Consider the following 19385-nt stretch of genomic DNA (forward strand, 5'->3'; position numbering starts at 1 on the left):
TCCACAGTGTTGTCCACATCGCCGGGTGATCTAGCTGTCGTGTGATATCGGCCCGGTCACCTGGCCGGATCCTACGTCGAACCGCGCGCCGCTCAGTTTTTCCGGCACGTCGTCGGGGACCGCGGCGGTGACCAGGACCTGCTCGGCCCGCACCGCCAGCTCGGCGAGCGCATCGCGCCGCCTGCCGTCCAGCTCGGCGAACACGTCGTCCAGGATCAGGATCGGGTCGGAGCTGTCGCCCGGCTCGCCGAGGTCCGCGCGCAGCAGCTCGAACGAGCCCAGCCGCAGGGCCAGCGCCAGCGACCAGGACTCGCCGTGGCTGGCGTAGCCCTTGGCCGGCCCGTCCCCGAGGCGCAGCTCGAGGTCGTCGCGGTGCGGCCCGACCAGGCACACCCCACGCTCCAGCTCCTGGCGGCGGGTCCGGCCCAGCTCGTCCAGCAGCGCCTGTTCCAGCTCCGCCTCGTCGGGAACCTCCTCGCCCGGCACGACACCGCTTCGGTAGCGCGCGTCCGCCGGCGCCGAGGCGGCGGCCGGGCCGGCCACTTCGGCGTAGGCGTCGCGCACCGGGCCGGCCAGCTCCGCGACCAGCCGCAGCCGCCCGGCCAGCAGGGCGGCGCCGTGCCGGGCCAGGTGGCCGTCCCACACGTCCAGGGTGCTCAGCTCGGCCTTCTCCGCGCTCCCGGAGCGGCCGAGCTTCGCGGTCTTGAGCAAGGCCGAGCGCTGGCGCACCACCCGGTCGTAGTCGCTTCGGACGCCGGCATACCGGGGCCAGCGCAGGATCAGCAGCTCGTCCAGGAAGCGTCGGCGCTCTCCCGGGTCGCCCCTGACCAGCGCCAGGTCCTCCGGGGCGAACAGCACGCTGCGCACGATGCCCAGCGCCTCGCGCGCCCGGGGCAGCGGGGAGCGGTTCACCCGCACCTTGTTTGCCTTGCCCGGGGTGATCTGGACCTCGATCGCCAGCTCGCGGTCACCGCGCACGGCGAGCCCGCGCACCACCGCGAGCTGCGTTCCCCTGCGTACCAGCGGGGCATCGGTGGCCACCCGGTGCGAGCCGAACGTGCCCAGGTAGCCGACGGCCTCGACCAGGTTGGTCTTGCCGGCCCCGTTCGGGCCGACCAGCACGCTGACCCCGGGCTCGAAGCTCAGGTCGGCCGCCGGCCATGAGCGAAAGTCGGCGACCGACAACCGGCGCAGGTACATCGCCGCCTAGCCGGCCCCGGGCGGGCCGGCCTTCTTCACCGCGTGCCCGCCGAACTGCTGGCGCAGCGCGGCCACCGCCTTCATCGCGGGCGACTCGTCCTGCCGGGAGGCGAACCGGGCGAACAGCGCGGCGGAGATCACCGGCATCGGCACCGCGTTGTTGATGGCCTCCTCGACGGTCCAGCGGCCCTCGCCGGAGTCGTCAACATAGCCTTCGAGGTCGGCCAGCTCGGGGTCCTCCTCCAGCGCGCGGACCAGCAGGTCCAGCAGCCAGGACCGGACCACCGTGCCCCGCGACCACGCCTTGACCACCGCCGGCACGTCGTGCACCAGCTTGGCGGCGTGCAGCAGCTCGTAGCCCTCGGCGTAGGCCTGCATGAGCCCGTACTCGATGCCGTTGTGCACCATCTTGGAGTAGTGACCGGCGCCGACCGCGCCCGCGTGCGCGAAGCCCTCCTCGCGGGGGCCCTCCGGGCGCAGCGCGTCGAAGATGGGCATCGCGCGCTGGACGTCCTGCTCGGACCCGCCGACCATCAGCCCGTACCCGTTGGTCCGCCCCCAGACCCCGCCGGAGACGCCGCAGTCCAGGTATCCGACCGACCGCTCGGCGAGCAGCGCGGCGTTGTGCTGGTCGTCGGTGAACTTGGAGTTCCCGCCGTCGATCACCAGGTCGCCGGCGTCCAGGAGTTGGCCGAGCTGGGCCACGGTGTCCCTGGTCGGCGCGCCGGCCGGGACCATCACCCAGACCACGCGCGGCGCGGCCAGCTTCTCGACCAGCTCGGCCAGCGAGGCGACGTTGCTGGCCTCGGCGTGCGGGTCGTACCCGATGACGTCGTGTCCGGCGGCGCGCAGGCGTTCGGCCATGTTGCCGCCCATCCGGCCGAGCCCGACCAGCCCGAGCTGCATGGTTCCCCCTAGGTTGTGACGGCTAACCGGGCAACCGTACCGGCATCAGCAGGTGCAGATACCCGGTCGACTTGCCGGGCTCCTCGTCGTCCGGCGAGACCGGGCGGGCCAGCGCCGGGCGGCTCGGCGTGGTGAACGCCAGGTGCACCCGGTCGGCGTGCAGGGCGTTGAGCCCGTCGAGCAGGTAGCTGGGGTTGAACGCGATGGTCAGCGGCTCGCCGTCCAGCTCGCAGCGCAGGTGCTCCTCGGCGCTGCCCTCGTCGTCGCCGCCGGCGGTCAGCCGCAGGTCGCCCTCGGTGAACTCCAGCCGGACCTGCGCGGCCCGGTCCGCGACCAGCGAGACGCGCTTGATGGCCTCGACGAACGGGGCGATCTCGATGACGGCGGCCGAGGTGTGCTCGGTCGGCAGCAGCTGGCGGTACTTGGGGAACTCCGCGTCCAGCAGCCGGGTGGTGGACTGGCGGCCGTTGCCGGCCAGGCCGAGCATGCCGTCGCCCTCGGCGAGCGCGAGCTGCACCGGGTCCTTGCCGGCCAGCGTCTTAGCCGCGTCGGCCAGGGTCCGCGCCGGGACCAGCACCGCCGTGCTCAGCCCGGCGTCGCCCGGGTGCCACTGCAGCTCGCGCACGGCCAGCCGGAACCGGTCGGTGGCGGCCATGGTCAGCTTCTCGCCCTCGATCTCCAGGCGGATCCCGGTGAGCATCGGGAGCGTGTCGTCCTTGCCTGCGGCCACCGCGACCTGGGTGACGGCCTCGGCGAAGACCTCGGGCTGCACCGAGCCGGCCAGGGTGGGCATGTCCGGCAGCTTGGGGTAGTCCTCCACCGGCATGGTGGGCAGGCTGAACCGGGCGCTGCCACAGGTGATCGTGGCCCGGGCGCCGTCGACGGCCACGTCCACCGGGTGCGGCGGCAGCGACTTGGTGATGTCCGCGAGCAGCCGCCCGGAGACCAGCGCGCGGCCGGGGGTGCCGACCGAGGCGTCGACGTCGGCCCGCGCGGAGACCTCGTAGTCGAAGCCGGACACCGTCAGTGCCTGCTCGTCGGCGTCGGTGCCGGCTTCGAGCAGCACCCCGCCGAGGACCGGGACCGGTGGGCGGGGCGGCAGCGTGCGTGCCACCCAGGCCACTCCGTCGGCCAACGCGTCTCGTTCGACCCGGAACTTCATGGTGGACCTCTCAACCCTGCGGTAACGAGCGGCCAGCTCGACCCGTGTTCGCCACGGGGAGCGGCGGTGCTTAGGGGTCAACCGTAGAGCGTCGGGCCGGAGGGCCTGACGCGGGGCATGGGTGAGCGCGGTTCGCTTCGCCCCGGATCGGCGGGCGAGGCGAGCGGCCGTGCACAGCCCGGTTTCTCTCGGTTCTTCTTGATGAAAGGAAAAACAGTCGTAGCAGTAAGGGCTGTGGATGGTGGGGACGCTTGGCGACGGCGCTGGTCAAGGGGCGTGTCGCGATGGGGACAACCGGGCGGTCGGGATGCGGATGGCGGTGCGTGGCCGGTGGATGGATCGTCCGAAGGAGTTTGTCCGTCCCCCTTGTGCACGGGCCCGTCCACGGTGTAGCGGCGAACCGTCCACGCGCGGTCCACGGGCCCGTGCACAGGCATCCACAGAGTTATCCCCAAGTGTGGGTGAAGGGTTCGGTCGCGAGCACGGAGGGCGACCGCGGCGGCGGCCGGGCGCCGGATCGGGTCGTGTTCGGATCAACGCGCTCGGGTGGGCCCGGGGGATCTTGTGGTTACGGGGCGTCGCGACCCGACCCTGCTATCAGGGCCTGGCGCGCTGCTTGATACGGGCGGTGAGCTCCTGGACCTGTTCGAAGGTCTTGCGCCTTTGCGCGATCTCGTTACGGATCTTCTTGTCCGCGTGCATCACGGTGGTGTGATCGCGGCCGCCGAAGGTCTGCCCGATGCGGGGCAGCGACAGGTCGGTCAGCTCGCGGCACAGGTACATGGCGATCTGGCGGGCCTGGGCGAGCGCCTTGGTCTTTCCTGGCCCGCACAGCTCGTCCATGGTCAGGTCGAAGAACTCGGCGGTGACCGCCATGATGGTCGGCGCGGTGATCTCCGGGGTCTGCGAGTCCGGGATGAGGTCGCGCAGCACGATCTCGGCCAGCTGGGTGTCCACGGGCTGGCGGTTCAGCGAGGCGAACGCGGTGACCCGGATCAGCGCGCCCTCCAGCTCGCGGATGTTGCGCTCGATGCGGGCGGCGATGAACTCCAGCACCTCGGCCGGGGCGGCCAGCCGGTCCTGGGCGGCCTTCTTGCGCAGGATGGCGATCCGGGTCTCCAGCTCGGGCGGCTGGATGTCGGTGATCAGGCCCCACTCGAACCGGGTGCGCATCCGGTCCTCCAGGGTCTCCAGCCGTTTCGGCGGCCGGTCGGAGGACACGACAATCTGCTTGTTGGCGTTGTGCAGGGTGTTGAAGGTGTGGAAGAACTCCTCCTGGGTGCCTTCCTTGCCCTCCAGGAACTGGATGTCGTCCACCAGCAGCACGTCCACGTCCCGGTAGCGGCGCTGGAAGGCCACCTTCCGGTCGTCGCGCAGGCTGTTGATGAAGTCGTTGGTGAACTCCTCGGTGGAGATGTAGCGCACCCGCATGCCTGGGAACAGCCGCTGCGCGTAGTGCCCGACCGCGTGCAGCAGGTGCGTCTTGCCCAGCCCGGACTCGCCCCAGATGAACAGCGGGTTGTACGCGCGGGCCGGTGCCTCGGCGACGGCGACCGCGGCGGCGTGGGAGAACCGGTTGGAAGCGCCGATGACGAACGTGTCGAAGGTGTACTTCTCGTTGAGCCGGCTGGTCATCCGCGCCTGGGCGCCGACTGGGCCCGCGCTGCCGCCGGTCGGGCCGGCGCTGGTGGCTCCCGCGGCCGAGGCGGACCCGGACGCGGAGTACGTCGGCCAGCTCTCCGGTTGCTCGCGGCCGGTTCGGGGGTCGCCCTCGTACTCACGCCCCACCGGGCGGTCGGTCTCGGAGCCGTAGCCCCGGCCCTCGGGTGTGCCTAAGTCGACATCCGGGCCGCGGTCGAACTCGTCCCTCGGTCGCGGGTCGGCATGCCGTGGGTCGGCGTAGCGCGGACGGGTCGGCGGCTCCTCGAAGCCGTCGTCCGGGCGGGCGTCGGCGCGGGGCACCTCGGTGCCGCTCGCGGCGGCGGCCGGGTCCACCACCACCGCCAGGGTGATCGCCGTGCCCAGGTGCCGGCCCAGCGCCTCGCTGATCGGCCGGCGCAGGATGCGTTCGATCGCGTCCTTGGCGAACTCGGTCGGGGCGGCCAGCAGTGCTGTGTCGTCGAGCAGGCCGAGGGGGCGGGTCAGGCGCAGGAACGCGCGCTGCTGCGCGGACAGCGAGGTGGTGCCCCCGTGATCGGGTCCGGAGTCGTTACCCCTACCGTCGGGGCCGCCCTCCCGGGTGCCGGAGAGGTCGGCGACCACCCGGTCCCAGACCTCGCTCAGGCCGTTCGCTTGGTCGCCCATCGACCGGCGCTCCCCCCTCGTCGAAAGCCCTGTTGTCAAACACCGATGTCAGCGGTGCCGTCCACAGGGTTGTCCACACCTGTGCGCGGGACGGTACGCGGAGAGGAAGCCGTACTCGCGGGGCACCCCCGGGGCGGGTACCCAATGACGGCCACTTCCCCCGGGTCGAAGTACGAAGGTGCGCACGCTAACAACGCGGGGCGGTTGTCCACAAGCTGATCCCGGTCCGGCCGGGCTCGGGCGACCCGCTCGTCACGGGGTTGCTCACGCCGCGGTGCGGGTCGCGCTGTGTTGTCGCCTCACTCGCCGGCGGGGCTGGATGAGCGCTCGTTACGGGGTTGCTCCGGCTGCGGTGCGGGTCGCGCTGTACGCTTGACGTAACCGCGTCGCGAGCCGGCGCGCTGTGGCATGCAGTCATCCGGACGTCTCGGGCGAGACGGCTGGCGGCGATCCGGGTGGCCCATCGAACGTCCGAGAACGATGGCATGTGCACAGTTCACCATGCCAAGCGGCGGATGTGAGAACGGGAGAACCGAGAAGTGAGCAAGGGCAAGCGCACCTTTCAGCCGAACAACCGCCGCCGTTCGCGTACCCACGGCTTCCGCCTCCGGATGCGCACCCGCGCCGGCCGGGCGATCCTGGCCGCGCGCCGGCGCAAGGGCCGGGAGAAGCTGTCCGCCTGACGCGGGCCGCACTGCCGTGCTCCCGGCGACCGCCCGGCTGACCCACCGCGACGACTTCGCCACGGTGGTCCGCCGGGGCCGCAAGGTCGGGCGCACACTGGTCGTGATGCATGCGCTTCTTCCCGGCGCACCACGGCCCGAGCGACAGGTCGGGTTCGTGGTGAGCAAGGCGGTGGGAGGTTCGGTGGTTCGGCACCGGGTGGTGCGGCGGCTGCGGCACCTGATGCGAGACCGGCTCGACCAGCTCCCCGCGGGCACCCAGTTGGTGGTGCGCGCGCGGCCGGGCTCGGCGACCGCGAACTCGGCCCAGCTCGGCGCCGACGTGGACAGCGCGCTCCGCGCCCTGCGGGCCGACCAGGGCAGACGATGAGCGAAACCGCAACACCATGGCAGGCCGGCGCCCCTGACGAGCCGCCGCACACCCCGCTCCTGGCGCGGCCGCTGGTCGCGCTGATTCGGTTCTACCGGCGGTGGATATCGCCGTCGCGGCCGCCGACCTGTCGGTTCTATCCGAGCTGTAGCGAGTACGCGCTGGAGTCGCTGCGTACCCACGGCTTGTTCGAGGGCAGCGCGTTGGCGCTTTGGCGCCTGCTGCGCTGCGCACCCTGGCACCCTGGAGGTGTCGACCCCGTGCCACCGCGGCGGCCCCGCGCCGCTCGCCGTACCGATCGCAGCACCACCGAGGAGCGAGAACCGTGCTGAACTTCATCTATTACCCGGTCTCGTGGATCCTGTGGTTCTGGCACATGGTGTTCGGGTTCGTGTTCGGCGCGTCCAGCGGGATCACCTGGGCGCTGGCCGTCGTCTTCCTGGTCTTCACACTGCGGGCGCTGCTGTACAAGCCGTTCGTGCACCAGGTGCGGTCCATGCGCAAGATGCAGGAGTTCGCGCCCGAGATCCAGAAGCTGAAGAAGAAGTACGGCAACGACAAGCAGAAGATGGCCGCCGAGATGCAGCGGCTGCAGAGCGAGCACGGAGTCAGCCCGCTCGGTGGCTGCCTGCCCGTGCTGGTGCAGGTGCCGGTGTTCATCGGCCTGTTCCACGTGCTGCGCGAGTTCCGCCCCGGCAAGACCGAGAACTACGTCTTCGACGCCGCCGGCGTGCAGTCGTTCAACGAGGCGCACATCTTCGGCGCCAAGCTGGGCGCGGTGGTCGGGCCGGAGTTCCTGCCCAACTTCCCGCTGTTCCACGTCGCGGGCTACCCCCCGCTGGCCGCCTACGACACCACCGTCGGCCAGATGCTGGTGGTGATGGTCCCGCTGGCGATCATGGCCGGCATCTTCACGCACATCACCGCCCGGCACTCGGTGGCCCGGCAGACGCCCGCGCAGATCGAGAACCCGCAGACCGCGATCATGAACAGGCTGACCCTGTACTTGTTCCCGATCGGCGTGGTCGTCTTCGCCCCGATGCTGCCGCTGGCGATCCTCTTCTACTGGGTGTCGAACAACCTGTGGACCCTCGGCCAGCAGCGCGTGGTGTACAGCAAGATCGACCGCGAAGAGGCCGAGAAGGCCACCAAGAAGACCGAGACGCAGCGCAGCCTGGCGCCGAAGGTCGGCCAGAAGCCCGACCAGGCCCGCAAGCAGAAGAAGCCGGGCGCCAAGCCGATCGCGCCGAGCCGGGGCAAGGCCGGCGGTGCGGCGAGTTCCAACGGCGCGGCCGGGACGGGCAAGGCCCGGGGCGCGACCGGCGCCTCGAAGCCGGCCGCCGCGAGCACGAACGGAGCCGCCGCCGGTTCGGACGACCGGCCCGTGACGGACGCGACGCCGACGAACGGTGTGGTCGAGGACCCGACGTCGAGCCCCGCCGCGTCGGAGCCGGCCCCGTCCGATCCGACCGCGGAGGTCGGGTCGGACGCGGACTCGGCCGGCCGATCCGGGGCGGCGAAGCGGCGGCGCAAGCGGCGGTAGTCGCTGGGCCCGAGGTGGCCCGCACAGACGAACTCGGTAGCGGCGGTGTGGCGCGCGCCGGGCATTGTTGGGGAGAGGAGTAATCGTGGCGAAGACCGCGCAGACGGATCAGGGGGCGGGCCGCGAGGACACGGATGCCACCTCGGGTTCGAGTTCGGGTTCGGGTTCTGGTGAGGACCTGCTGATTCGAGAGGGTGACGTGGCCGCCGACTACCTGGAGCGGCTGCTCGACCTGCTCGACTACGACGGCGACCTGGACATCGACGTCGAGGCCGGACGCGCCGTGGTCAGCGTGGACGGCGGGGAGGACCTGGGTCGGCTGGTCGGCGAGCGGGGCGCGGGGCTCGAAGCGCTGCAGGAGCTGACCAGGCTCGCGGTCCAGCAGTCCACGGGCGCGCGCAGCCGGTTGATGCTGGACATCGCCGGGTGGCGGGTGGCCCGCCGCGCGGAGCTGGCCGAGCTCGGCCGGGACACCGCGCGCGATGTGCTGGCCACCGGTTCGCCGGTGCGGCTGCGGCCGATGACCCCGTTCGAGCGCAAGGTCGTGCATGACGCGGTGGCGAACATCCGCGGTGTGTTCAGCGAGAGCGAGGGCGAGGACCCTCGACGTCGCGTGGTGGTCTTTCCCCGCTCGTAGGGATGTTTCACGTGAAACGCGGGAGGGTTGTTCACGTTCGTCGGAGTTCGGCGGTGTGGTCGCCGGAGGCGGTTCGTGAGCAATCCTCTCGGCAAGGCTCGTAGGTAGGGCTCGTAGGTGTGTGGTGACCGATCCGGCGGCTGACGCGGCCGGGGTGCGGTTGGAGTGTTCGGTGGGCCTGGTGCCACGGATGGTCGGCGTCGCGGCGGTCTCGGTCGCGGCCGGCGGGGCGCTGGTCGCGGGGGGCCCGTGGCTGGCCGGCCCTGTGCCGATTCGGTTCTCGCAGCCCTGCCGTCACGTCACAGACGCCGGGACACCTGCGAGGTGCGGTGGTGATCTGCGGGGTCCGGGGCGGTGTCGGCGAGTGATCGCCGTGGTTACGGATGGACGGGTCGTCGCGGGTTCGATGGCGGCCGTTGCTGGCGGGATGTCGGGGGTGCCCGCTTGTTCGGGCAGTTCGTGCAGCCGGCCTTCCCAGGGCTTGAGCCGGTGGCCCAGCACGCGCAGCGGGTCACGGGCGCCGCGCAGCGCGTCGCCACGGTGGTGGTCCGGGACGGTCGCGGGTGGGTCGGCGAGTGCCGTTGGTTGGCTGGCCGGTTCTGGGCGGGTATCGGTGCGGGTGAGTAGGTGGTAGACGCGGTGAGGTCGGGGATGTCCGGTTCTGGAGCGACGTCGTCGGGCGGCGCGAAGTTGGGCGGGCAGGCGTCGGGTGGCGGTCTGGTTGGGCCTGTGCGGGACGCGTCCTCGGCTGCGGGCACTCCGGCGTCCGGGAGCGGTCGAAGGGCGGCTGCGGGCTCGGGTTCGGATTCGGGCGCGGCTATCAGCGCCGAAGCGGCTGTTGACACGGCGGCGACTGCGGGCACGGGCACGGCGGCCGGCATGGGCAGTGCGGTCGGCATGGGCAGGGCCGCATGCACGCGCGCGGCCGTGGGCATGGCGGCGTCCGGCGGTGCGGAGACGGCCGTCGGGTCGGGCGCGGCTGGTGGCACGGAGGCGCCCGTGGGCACGGGCACTGCCGGCGGTGCGGATACGGCCGGTGGTGCGGAGGCGGCCGTGGGCATGGCGGGCGCCGGCGGCGCGGAGGCGATCGGCGGCATGAGCACGGCTTGCGACATGAACACGAGCGGCGGTGCGGGCACGGCCGGCGCCACGGTCAAGGCCGGCGCCACGGTCAAGGCCGGCGCCACGGTCAAGGCCGGCGCCACGGGCGGGGCCGCGGGCACGGGCGCGACTGCGGACATGGGCGCGACTGCGGACATGGGCGCGGCCGGCGGTGCGCAGGCGACCGGCGGCATAGACGTGGCCGGCGGCACGGAGACGACTGCGGGCACGGCTGTCGGCGCGGGCACGGCTGCGCGCACCGCTGTCGGCACGGGCGGGGCCGCGGGCACGGGCGCGCCGGTTGACACGGGCGGAGGCGCGATCGGCAGGACGGGTGCGGTCGGCGGTGCGGAGGCGACCGCAGGCACGACCGACGGGGCGGATGCGACCGTCGGCCCAGACGCGACCGACGGCGCGACGGGGCTGTCGGCGGAGTCGACCGGCCGGGTCGTGGCCAGCCGAGGGTCGAACGACGGGACCTCACCGAACGATTCCGCCGCGGCCGGACACCGCGGCCATCCCCCGAAGTCAGAGCGAACGCCGACGCCCGAGCGGCAGGACGAGCGGACCCGGGCCAACCCCGCCACCGAGCCAACGCCGCCCCCCGCTGCCGAGGCGCTGTTCGGCGATCGGCTCGATCGGGCCGTGCGTTACGTCGAGCTGCTCGCGGACACCGGCGTGACGCACGGGCTGATCGGCCCGCGTGAGGGCGAGCGGGCCTGGCAGCGCCACGTCCTCAACTGCGCCGTCCTGGCCGAGCTCATCGAACCGGACGCGCGACTGCTGGACCTCGGCTCCGGGGCCGGCCTGCCTGGCATCCCGCTCGCGCTGGCCAGGCCGGATCTCGAGGTCGTGCTCCTGGAACCGCTGGCCCGGCGGGTCGACTGGCTCCAGGCCACCATCCAAGAGCTGGACATCCCGGTGACCGTCGTGCGCGGCCGCGCCGAGGAGCGCGAGATACGCCGGGAGTGGCGCGGTGCGGACGTGGTGACCGCTCGCGCGGTCGCCCCGTTGGCAAGGTTGGCACGCTGGGCGCTGCCCTTACTGAGGCCCGGCGGTCGTCTACTCGCGGTAAAAGGCGCGTCCGCGTCCGAAGAGGTGACGCGCGACCGCGCGGCCGTGCGTGACTTTGGAGGCTCGGTGCCGCGCGTGGTCCAATGCGGGGGGACACACGTCGATCCACCGACCACCGTGGTTGTCATCGAACGGCAGGAGAGCCGGTTCGGTGCCCGGACGAGGAGAGGGCAAGGATGAGCGTGTGGGCCCGGGGTGGCGCCGAGTTCGACACCGACAACGGCAGCGACAATGGCCGACGCGGCGGCGGTCGGGCGCACCACCACAAGCCGGATGTTTCACGTGAAACATCCGAATCCGGCCCGGTCGCCACCGCGACCGAACACCGGAGCGAACACAGAGCCCAGCACCGCGCTGACCGCGGGAACGAACACAGGGGCCGGCACAGCGCGGGCGCACCGGTCCCCACGCAATCGGAGGAGCGGATGTGGACTCCCATCGCTGAGGAGGCCGAGCGGGCCGCTCGGGTGCTGCACCCGAGCGGTCAGGGCATGCCCAGGCCAGCGCAGTGTCGGATCATGACGATCGCCAACCAGAAGGGCGGCGTCGGCAAGACCACCAGCGCGGTGAACCTGGCCGCCGCGCTCACCTCGTACGGCATGCGCGTGCTGGTCGTCGATCTGGACCCCCAGGGCAACGCCAGCACGGCGCTGGCCGTCGAGCACACCAGTGGAACCGCGTCGGTGTACGAGTGCCTGCTCGGCGAGATCGGCCTGACCGACGCCGCCGTGCCCAGCACCCAGTCTCCCGACCTGCTCTGCGTGCCGGCCACCATCGACCTGGCCGGTGCGGAGATCGAGCTGGTGAGCATGGTCGCCAGGGAGCAGCGGCTGCAGCAGGCGCTGAGCCATCAGGTGCTCGACTCGATGGACCTGGACTACGTGCTGGTCGACTGCCCGCCGTCGCTCGGGCTGCTCACCGTCAACGCGCTCGTGGCCGCCGAAGAGGTGCTGATCCCGATCCAGTGCGAGTACTACGCGCTGGAGGGGCTCGGGCAGCTGCTGAACAACATCGAGCTGGTCCGCGCCCACCTGAACCCCCGGCTGCACGTGTCCACCATCCTGCTCACCATGTACGACGGCCGGACCAAGCTCGCCGACCAGGTGACCAGCGAGGTGCGCCAGCACTTCGGCGAACGGGTGCTGCGCACGGTCATCCCGCGCAGCGTCAAGGTGTCCGAGGCGCCCGGGTTCGGGCAGACGATTCTCGCCTACGACCCAGGGTCGCGCGGCGCGATGTCGTACCTGGACGCGGCCAAGGAGATCGTGGAGGACCAGCGGCGGGTGGAGTCCAGAAGGTGAACACGCGCAAGGGTGGACTAGGGCGAGGCCTGGCGGCACTGATCCCCACCGGGCCGGAGGACGGTGCGCCCGGCGCGGCGGCCCAGCCGATCAGGGTGGCCACGGCGCCGAGGAGGGCCCCGGCCGACGGGACAGCGGACGGCGAGGCCGAGCAGATCACCGGCATGGTCGCGGGGGCCAGCTATCGCGAGCTGGCCACCGCCTCCATCGGGCCCAACCCGCAGCAGCCCCGCCGGCAGTTCGACGAGGAGGCGCTCGCCGAGCTCTCGCACTCCATCAAGGAGTTCGGCCTGCTGCAGCCGATCGTGGTCCGCGAGGTCGGGCCGGATCGCTATCAGCTCATCATGGGCGAGCGGCGCTGGCGGGCCGCCCAGGAGGCCGGGCTGGACACGCTGCCGGCCATCGTCCGGCAGACTGAGGACGACGCCCTGCTGCGCGACGCGCTGCTGGAGAACATCCACCGCGTCCAGCTCAACCCGCTGGAGGAGGCCGCCGCCTACGAGCAGCTGCTCGCCGAGTTCGGCGTCACCCACGACCAGCTGGCCGACCGCCTGGGCCGCAGCCGCCCGGTGGTCACGAACATGATCCGGCTGCTCCGGCTGCCGGTCGCGGTGCAGCGCAGGGTGGCCGCCGGCGTGCTCTCCGCCGGTCACGCCCGCGCGCTGCTCGGGCTCGACGACGCCGGCCGCCAGGAGGAGCTGGCGGCCAGGGTGGTCGCCGAGGGAATGTCCGTGCGCGCCACCGAAGAGGCCGTCACCCTGGCCAAACGTGAGCCAGAGCACAACCGCTCGACGGCGAAGAAGCGCACCGAGCGGCCGCCGGAGCTGGACCGGGTCGCCGGCCGGCTGTCCGACTCGTTCGACACCCGGGTCAAGGTCGAGATGGGCCAGCGCAAGGGCAAGATCGTGGTGGAGTTCGGCTCGCTGGACGACCTGGAGCGCATCGTCACCCTGATGAGCCCGGACGACTAGCCCCGCCGGATCGCCTCTTCGACCAGGCCGGCGAACAGCTCGCCCAGGTGCTTCCCGTCGGCCGCCACGGCGGTCGGCAACAGCGACGTCTCGGTCAGCCCGGGGTTGACGTTGACCTCCAGCACCCAGACGGTGCCGTCCTGGTCGATGATCGCGTCCGTCCTGGACAGGTCGCGCAGCCCGAGCAGCCGGTGCGCATCCAGCGCCGCCCGCTCGGCCGCCGCCCGCACCTCGTCGTCGAGCCGCGCCGGGCACCGGAACGTGGTCGCGCCCGGGGTGTACCGCGCGACGTAGTCGTACGCGCCGCCGTCGCCGCACACCTCCACCACGGGCAGCGCCCGCGCCCCAGGCCATCCACACACCGAGACCGCCACCTCGGTGCCGGTCACGAACCGCTCGGCGAGCACCGCGTTGCCGTAGGCCAGGCAGTCCACCATCGCGGCCGGCAGGTCCTCCGCGTCGTACACCACCTTCGCGCCCAGCGCCGATCCGCCCTGGTCAGGCTTGATCATCAGCGGCAGCCCGAGCCGGGCCACGATGGCGTCCAGCACCGCCCGTGCCCCCAGGTCGCGGAACGTGGCGTGCGGCAGCACCACCCAGTCCGGGGTGGCCAGCCCGGCGCGGGCCAGCTCTGCCTTGGCGATCGGCTTGTCCCAGGCCAGCCGGCATGCCCGCGACCCCGTACCCACGAACGGCACACCCAGCATCTCCAACACGGCCTGGATGGATCCGTTCTCCCCCTGCCCGCCGTGCAGCGCCACCACCACGGCCTCGGGCGGCTCGGTGCGCAGCCGCTCCAGCAGGGTGGCGTCCGCGTCCCACTCCAGCACGACGGCCCCGACGTCCCTCAGGTCGGCCGCCAGCCGCCGCCCGGACCGCAGCGACACCTCACGCTCGTGAGACAACCCGCCGGCCAGCACGGCAATGGTTCGCTCGCTCACCGGCGCGGCCGCATCACGTGGTGTCCGGCGCCGGGGTCTGCGTCCCGCGCACCGGGGCCGACCGAGTGGTCGATCGGGTCGGCGAGCCGAACGTCCGCAGCACCTCCAGCTCGGCCTCGAGCACGCCGGCCAGCCGCCGCACGCCCTCGGTGATCCGCTCCGGCGTCGGGTAGCAGTACGACAGCCGCATGTGTCGGCCGCCGAGCCCGGACCCGCCGTAGAACGCGGTGCCGGACACGTACGCGACCTGGGCGTTCACCGCGCGTGGCAGCATCGCCTTGGTGTCCACGCCCTCCGGGGCGGTGACCCAGACGAAGAAGCCGCCCTCCGGGTGCGTCCACCGGCATCCCGGCGGCAGGTAGGCGCTCAGCGCGTCCAGCATGGCGTCGCGGCGGTCCCGGTACATCTCGCGCAGCGACTTGACCTGGCCGCGCCAGTCGTGGCCGCTGAGGTAGCTCGACACCATCATCTGGTTGAACGTGGGCGGGCACAGGGTGGCCGACTCGGCGGCCAGCACCAGCTTCTCCCGCACCGTCGGCCGCGCCAGCGCCCAGCCCACCCGCAGCCCGGAGGCGAACGTCTTGGAGAACGAACCGAGGTAGACCACGTTGTCCGGGTCCATCGAGCGCAGCGCGGGGTAGGTCTGGCCGTCGAAGCCGAGCAGCCCGTACGGGTTGTCCTCCACCACCAGCACGCCGTGGCGCCGGCACAGCTCCAGGATCTGCGCGCGGCGCTCGACCGCCAGCGTGACGCCGGCCGGGTTGTGGAAGTTCGGCACCGTGTACAGGAACTTGGCCCGCTGGCCGGCGGCGGCCAACCGGTCCAGCGCCTCGGCCAGCGCCGCCGGCACCAGCCCGTCGGCGTCCATCGCCACGTGCACCACCCGCGCCTGGTACGCGGAGAACGAGCCGAGCGCGCCGACGTAGGAGGGCCCCTCGGCCAGCACCACGTCGCCTGGGTCGCAGAACAGCCGGGTGACCAGGTCCAACGCCATCTGCGAGCCGACGGTGACCACCACGTCGTCGGCGTGCGCGCGGATGCCCTCGGCGGCCATCACCTCGGTGATCTGCTCGCGCAGCGCCGGCACGCCCTGGGCGGAGCCGTACTGCAGCGCGACCTGGCCGTCGCGGGCGACCATCTCGGCCACCTGGCCGGCCAGCGTGTCCAGCGGCAGCGCGGCCAGGTTCGGCATCCCGCCGGCCAGCGAGACCACCTCGGGGCGGCTGGCCACCGCGAACAGCGCGCGGATCTCCGAGGCGGTCATCCGCTCGGTACGGGCCGCGAACCGCGCCGCCGCCGTGGGTCGCGACGGGTCGCTGGGGCGGGGCTCATGGGCCGGCGTCGGTGGCACGCGGACGCTCCGGGGCTGGGGGTCGGGGGCAGGGTGAGTGTAGGCGAGCGGTTCTCCGGGCCGACGGAGGCGAAAGCCGTACACCCTTTCGCCGCTGTTCACCGACCGGCCGCGGACAGATGACTACCGGTTGCTTCCTGGATCGATCTATTCTCGATTGCAAGGGCGCTGGCCACCGGCGTCCGGCGAGGTCCAGGCCGGTCACCCACGCCGCGGAGGTCTGCAGCACGTGTCGACGTCTGTGGTCGGTATCACGCTCGACAACATCGACGAGTTGCCGAAGCGCTGCCGCCGCTGCGTGTTCTGGGAGCTCGCGCCGCACATGGCCGAGCAGGCCACCGAGTACGGCAACACCGAGCTGGAGAAGGAGGCCTGGCTGTCCAGCGTGCTGCTGGACTGGGGGTCCTGCGGCAAGATCGTCTACGTGGACCGGATCCCGGCCGGGTACGCGCTCTACGCCCCGCCAGCCGCCGTGCCCAGGTCCGAGGCGTTCCCCACCGGCCCGGTCAGCCACGACGCCGTGCTGCTCACCGCGCTGGCGGTGCTGCCGGAGCGCAGCGGTGGCGGCATCGGCCGGATGCTGGTGCAGGCGGTGGCCAGGGACCTCACCCGGCGCGGCGTGAAGGCGATCGAGGCGTTCGGCGACGCCGCGCCCCCGCCGGACGCGCACTGCGTGATCCCCGCCGACTTCCTGCGCTCCGTCGGCTTCAAGACCGTCCGTGCCCACCAGCGCTGGCCCAGGCTCCGCCTGGAACTCCGCAGCGAGCTGTCCTGGAAAGAAGACGTCGAGGCCGCCCTGGAACGCCTCCTCACCGAGATCACCATCCCGGCCCAGGGCACCGTCCGCGCCCCCGCCCTCGAAGCCCCCGTCCGCCCGTAAACCCCTCCGCGAGTCGGGATATTTGTCAGGGTGAGTCGCGGATTCTGACAGACCGGGCGCACGGGCGCCGCTCACCCGATCGGCCCTACCAGATCTCCCGACTCACCCTGACAGAATCCGCGACTCGCGGGTACGGCGCGCGGGCGGGGTGGGGGGTTACTCGGCGCGGGCTAGTTCGTGGGCTAGGACGTCCTGGAAGGTGAACGTGCCGGTGGGCTGGTCGTTCTGGCCCAGGAGGTAGAGGCGTTTGACGGCGACCAGGATGCCTTCGGCGACCACGTCGCGGAACACGGGGTCCAGGAGCTTGCGCCTGTCGCCGAGGTGGGTCAGGTAACCGACCTCGATGCGCACCGCCGGCATCCGGGTCAGCCGCAGCATCTCCCAGGTGCGCGGCTGGATGCCGCAGTCCAGCATCCGCGTGCGGTAGAGCAGCTCGCGGTGGATCAGGCCGGCCAGCGCCTCGCCGACGGTGGACGTCGAACCGTTGCCGTTGCCGAAGTGGAAGGTGGCCAGGCCCTGCGCGTGCATGCTCCGGTTCGCGTCGGTGTGCAGCGAGAGCACCAGGTCGGCGCCGGCGGCGTTGGCGAACGCGGCGCGCTCGGGCTCCGGCGGGCAGGAGTTCTCGCCACGGGACAGCAGCGCCTCCATGCCGGTGGCCGCCATCCGGCCCTCCAGGCGGCGGGCCAGGTCCCACATCAGGTCCGCCTCGGCCACGCCGGCCACCGTCACGCCCCGGTCCGGGCCGCCGTGCCCGGGGTCGATCACGATCCGCTTGCCGCGCAGCCGGGGCCCGGCCCTGCGCACCCGCTCCTGCTCGCGCAGCAGCCCGGGGCGCCCGCCGGTCACCTTCCGGCCCAGTTGGCGCAGGGCGCGCAGGGTGGCCGGCCCGCAGATGCCGTCCTGGTTCAGCCCGTACTCGCGCTGGAACGCCCGCAGCGCCTTCTCGGTCTGCGCGTCGAACACGCCCGCCGGCCGGCCAGTGTCGAAGCCGAGCTCGAGCAGCCGCTCCTGCAGGGCGAACACGTCGTCCCCGGACATCGGCGCGGAGATGAGCAGCCCGAGCATCCGGTCGCCCAGCGACCACCTGGCCTCCCGCAGCGCGCGATAGGTGGCCGGGCCGACGATGCCGTCGGTGATCAGGCCTCGGCGTTGCTGGAAGGCTCGTACGGCGCGCTCGACGGCGGCGTCGTAGGTGTCGTCGGCCGTGCCGACCGCTCCGGGAGCGAGCGCGGGCAACAGCCCGAACTCACGTAACGCGGAGCGCACCTCGGCGACGGCCGGACCGCTGTCCCCCGTGCGCAATGGCTGCATGCACCCCTCGCTCGCTCTATGTTCCGCGCGCCGTAACACGGCGCCGGTCCCCGGGCCGGGTTTATTGTGCCCTGGCGGGCCTGGTGACACAGACGGTGCCCCCGACATGTCCGAGGAGTGCGCCCGGACGGGCTAGTCCAAACCTTTCGTGACCCGGACGTGTCACGCCTGTGACACGCGAACGCCGGGCCAACCCAGGGTCGGCCCGGCGGTTGCGGTCGCGGCTTACAGGTAGTCGGCCAGGTCGTTGAGCAGCGCGGCCTTGGGCTTGGCGCCGACGATCTGCTTGACCGGCTTGCCGCCCTGGAACACGATCATCGTCGGGATGGACAGCACCTGGTAGTCCCGGGCGGTGCTCGGGTTGGCGTCGACGTCCAGCTTGGCGACGGTGATCTTCTCCGGGTGGTCGCCGGCGATCTCGTCGAGCACCGGGGCGACCATCTTGCACGGCCCGCACCAGGTCGCCCAGAAGTCCACCAGCACTGTCTTGTCGCTGTTCAGCACGTCCTCGGCGAACGACTTGTCGGTTACTGTCACGGTGTTGGCCATGCGTGCGCTCCTTACGGTTTTCGCTTGTTGACGTTTCAGTGGGCGGTGCTCGCGGCGTAGCCGCCGCCGACGAACTCCGAGGGCACCGGCTGCTCGGCCAGCCAGCGCTCGGCGTCGATCGCCGCGGAGCAGCCCGAGCCGGCGGCGGTGACCGCCTGGCGGTAGGTGTGGTCCACCAGGTCGCCGGCGGCGAACACGCCCGGGATCTGGGTGTACGTGCTGGGCGCCTTGACCTTCAGGTACCCGTTCTCGTCGGTGTCCAGCACGTCGCGGACCAGGTCGCTGCGCGGGTCGTGCCCGATGGCCACGAACATGGCGGTCACGTCCAGCGTGGACTCCTCGCCGGTGCGGGTGTCGCGCAGCGCCAGGCCGGACACACTGCCCTCGCCAAGCACCCGCTCCACCACCGCGTTGGTCCGCCAGCGGATCTTCGGGTCGTTCTTGGCCCGCTCCAGCATGATCTTCGAGGCGCGGAACTCGTCGCGCCGGTGCACGATCGTGACGGTACGGGCGAACCGGGTGAGGAAGGTGGCCTCCTCCATCGCCGAGTCGCCGCCGCCGACCACCGCGATGTCCTGGTCCCGGAAGAAGAAGCCGTCGCAGGTGGCGCAGGAGCTGACTCCGCGCCCGAGCAGCTCCTGCTCGCCGGGCACGTCCAGGTAGCGCGCGGCCGCGCCCATGGCCAGGATGACCGCCCTGGCCCGGTAGGTGCGCCCGTTCGCGGTGACCGTCTTGACCTCGCCGGCCAGGTCCACGGACTCCACGTCCTCGGCGCGCAGCTCGGCGCCGAACCGCTTGGCCTGCTGGCGCATCTGCTCCATCAGGTCCGGGCCCATGATCGCGTCGGCGAACCCGGGGTAGTTCTCCACCTCGGTGGTCGTCATCAGCGCGCCGCCGAACTGGCTGCCCTCGAACACCAGCGGTTCGAGCTGGGCGCGTGCCGCGTAGACGGCCGCTGTGTAGCCGGCCGGCCCCGATCCGATGATCACCAGGTCACGCACGTCGCCAGTCATCAAACCGTCCGTTTCGTCTCCGGCCGCCTCGGTACCGGGCGGCAAGTCGTGCACGCCGTTCAACACGATCCTAGGAGGCGGCATTCCC

18 protein-coding genes are annotated in these 19385 nt (G+C 72.2%); 9 read left to right on the forward strand and 9 right to left on the reverse strand.

What is annotated here, in order from left to right; translation table 11 throughout:
- Window positions 1-30: 30 nt before the first annotated feature.
- From recF to dnaA, 4 genes are all read right to left on the reverse strand, one after another.
- A complete protein-coding gene (gene recF / locus N912_RS0123340; protein ID WP_028924287.1) occupies window positions 31-1200 on the reverse strand; it encodes a DNA replication/repair protein RecF in 1170 nt (389 codons plus the stop codon).
- Between the two features lie 6 nt (window positions 1201-1206).
- A complete protein-coding gene (gnd, locus tag N912_RS0123345; protein WP_028924288.1) occupies window positions 1207-2106 on the reverse strand; it encodes a phosphogluconate dehydrogenase (NAD(+)-dependent, decarboxylating) in 900 nt (299 codons plus the stop codon).
- A 22-nt stretch (window positions 2107-2128) separates the two neighbouring features.
- Window positions 2129-3268 (reverse strand): DNA polymerase III subunit beta, encoded by a 1140-nt coding sequence (dnaN, locus tag N912_RS0123350; protein WP_028924289.1) that lies wholly within the window; start codon window positions 3266-3268, stop codon window positions 2129-2131.
- Window positions 3269-3865: 597 nt separating this feature from the next.
- Entirely contained in the window at window positions 3866-5572 is a 1707-nt protein-coding gene (gene dnaA / locus N912_RS0123355) for a chromosomal replication initiator protein DnaA (RefSeq protein WP_028924290.1), read from the reverse strand.
- Between the two features lie 539 nt (window positions 5573-6111).
- On the opposite strand from dnaA, the gene rpmH reads away from it, so the two are divergent.
- The 8 genes from rpmH to N912_RS0123395 all read left to right on the forward strand — a co-directional run bounded on the left by rpmH (window position 6112) and on the right by N912_RS0123395 (window position 13252).
- Window positions 6112-6255, forward strand: coding sequence for a 50S ribosomal protein L34 (gene rpmH, locus N912_RS0123360; RefSeq protein ID WP_028924291.1), 144 nt, complete (start codon window positions 6112-6114; stop codon window positions 6253-6255).
- Window positions 6256-6271: 16 nt separating this feature from the next.
- Window positions 6272-6625: a ribonuclease P protein component gene (gene rnpA, locus N912_RS0123365; RefSeq protein ID WP_028924292.1), complete on the forward strand. Its 354-nt coding sequence runs from the start codon at window positions 6272-6274 to the stop codon at window positions 6623-6625.
- Window positions 6622-6957 (forward strand): membrane protein insertion efficiency factor YidD, encoded by a 336-nt coding sequence (gene yidD, locus N912_RS62265; RefSeq protein ID WP_084211131.1) that lies wholly within the window; start codon window positions 6622-6624, stop codon window positions 6955-6957. The genes rnpA and yidD overlap by 4 nt, the downstream gene beginning before the upstream one ends.
- Window positions 6951-8168, forward strand: a complete 1218-nt coding sequence (yidC, locus tag N912_RS54115) for a membrane protein insertase YidC (RefSeq protein ID WP_051580673.1) — start codon at window positions 6951-6953, stop codon at window positions 8166-8168. Before yidD ends, yidC begins: the two co-directional genes overlap by 7 nt.
- An 85-nt stretch (window positions 8169-8253) precedes the next feature.
- Window positions 8254-8805, forward strand: coding sequence for a Jag family protein (locus tag N912_RS0123375; RefSeq protein ID WP_211261361.1), 552 nt, complete (start codon window positions 8254-8256; stop codon window positions 8803-8805).
- A gap of 1719 nt (window positions 8806-10524) precedes the next feature.
- Window positions 10525-11160 (forward strand): 16S rRNA (guanine(527)-N(7))-methyltransferase RsmG, encoded by a 636-nt coding sequence (gene rsmG, locus N912_RS65820; protein WP_037066376.1) that lies wholly within the window; start codon window positions 10525-10527, stop codon window positions 11158-11160.
- A gap of 245 nt (window positions 11161-11405) precedes the next feature.
- Window positions 11406-12281, forward strand: a complete 876-nt coding sequence (locus N912_RS54125) for a ParA family protein (protein WP_037066212.1) — start codon at window positions 11406-11408, stop codon at window positions 12279-12281.
- Entirely contained in the window at window positions 12278-13252 is a 975-nt protein-coding gene (locus N912_RS0123395) for a ParB/RepB/Spo0J family partition protein (RefSeq protein ID WP_028924295.1), read from the forward strand. Before N912_RS54125 ends, N912_RS0123395 begins: the two co-directional genes overlap by 4 nt.
- On the opposite strand, the gene N912_RS0123400 is transcribed toward N912_RS0123395, so the two are convergent.
- Complete coding sequence (locus tag N912_RS0123400) at window positions 13249-14193, reverse strand: D-alanine--D-alanine ligase family protein (protein ID WP_028924296.1); 945 nt, start codon at window positions 14191-14193, stop codon at window positions 13249-13251. The two genes, N912_RS0123395 and N912_RS0123400, sit on opposite strands and share 4 nt — an antisense overlap.
- 13 nt (window positions 14194-14206) lie before the next feature.
- Window positions 14207-15544, reverse strand: a complete 1338-nt coding sequence (locus N912_RS0123405; RefSeq protein ID WP_245645392.1) for an aminotransferase-like domain-containing protein — start codon at window positions 15542-15544, stop codon at window positions 14207-14209.
- A 229-nt stretch (window positions 15545-15773) separates the two neighbouring features.
- Here N912_RS0123405 and N912_RS0123410 point away from each other — a divergent pair, with 229 nt between their 5' ends.
- On the forward strand, window positions 15774-16424 hold the full coding sequence (locus tag N912_RS0123410; protein WP_028924298.1) for a GNAT family N-acetyltransferase: 651 nt from the start codon (window positions 15774-15776) through the stop codon (window positions 16422-16424).
- A gap of 156 nt (window positions 16425-16580) precedes the next feature.
- On the opposite strand, the gene N912_RS0123415 is transcribed toward N912_RS0123410, so the two are convergent.
- The 3 genes from N912_RS0123415 to trxB all read right to left on the reverse strand — a co-directional run bounded on the left by N912_RS0123415 (window position 16581) and on the right by trxB (window position 19297).
- Window positions 16581-17735 carry an N-acetylmuramoyl-L-alanine amidase gene (locus N912_RS0123415; protein WP_028924299.1) on the reverse strand — a complete coding sequence of 385 codons (1155 nt, stop codon included), beginning with the start codon at window positions 17733-17735 and terminating at the stop codon, window positions 16581-16583.
- Window positions 17736-17960: 225 nt separating this feature from the next.
- Complete coding sequence (gene trxA / locus N912_RS0123420) at window positions 17961-18323, reverse strand: thioredoxin (RefSeq protein WP_342670876.1); 363 nt, start codon at window positions 18321-18323, stop codon at window positions 17961-17963.
- On the reverse strand, window positions 18320-19297 hold the full coding sequence (trxB, locus tag N912_RS0123425; RefSeq protein WP_028924301.1) for a thioredoxin-disulfide reductase: 978 nt from the start codon (window positions 19295-19297) through the stop codon (window positions 18320-18322). The genes trxA and trxB overlap by 4 nt, the downstream gene beginning before the upstream one ends.
- Window positions 19298-19385: the final 88 nt, after the last annotated feature.

This window comes from Actinospineispora acaciae DSM 45401 (assembly GCF_000620785.1).
In the GTDB taxonomy this organism is placed as follows: Bacteria; Actinomycetota; Actinomycetes; order Mycobacteriales; family Pseudonocardiaceae; genus Pseudonocardia; species Pseudonocardia acaciae.